Here is a 648-nt window from a genome sequence, read left to right as displayed (position 1 = left end):
GCCATATCGTATTCTGTACGCAGCATGCCCCGCGTGGTGAACACGGCGACGTCGCCAACCTTTCCGGTGGCTGGATCGATCTGCTGCGACTTCAGCGTCACCAAATCCGACGACGCCATCAGTTGCGCGCGGATATTGGCGAAGACCGTCGGATCGTCGACATATCGATGCAGCGCCCTGGCGATTTCCCGCTCATCGAATGTCGAACGTTCCCGGCTGAGCTGCTTCAGCAAAAGGCCGGGTTCATCGGCAAGGCGGTCGGCCATTTCCTGCCGCTTCGCCAGGGCGGTCGGTGCAAAATACATCTCCCTGCCCTTCCGGGCGAGCGCCGCCTTTGCCGGGCCTAGATGGCTTTGGGCGATGCCGTCGAGGCCCTGCTCAGCATAGGCGCGACCGTCGAGGCGGATATCGTGACCTGCGAGCGCCAGATGCTTGTTAGCGGTTTCCGCCCAGCCGATCTTCCACGCCTTCAGCGTGTCCTTGTCGCCGGCCCACAGCCGATAGACGATCTTTCCGTTCGGCCGATCCGGGGTCACGACTCGCAGCGGATTACCGTCATCGCCAAGAACCGCGACCTGTTTGTTGCCGAAGCCGTCATCAGTCAAAGCCCGCAAGGTGGTCATCAGGTGGATGTGCGGATTGCCATCC

Annotated in this window: 1 protein-coding gene; it reads right to left on the bottom strand. The window is 61.9% G+C overall.

The features are described 5' to 3' along the window. Nucleotides 1-648 (bottom strand): MobA/MobL family protein (locus tag CEV33_RS00740; protein WP_167388078.1); only part of this gene is annotated, 648 nt, incomplete at both ends.

The sequence above is a fragment of the Brucella grignonensis genome (assembly GCF_002252505.1).
In the GTDB taxonomy this organism is placed as follows: domain Bacteria; phylum Pseudomonadota; class Alphaproteobacteria; order Rhizobiales; family Rhizobiaceae; genus Brucella; species Brucella grignonensis.
Note: the sequence above shows the minus strand (reverse complement) of the source record. Positions and strands in the feature narration are given on the sequence as shown.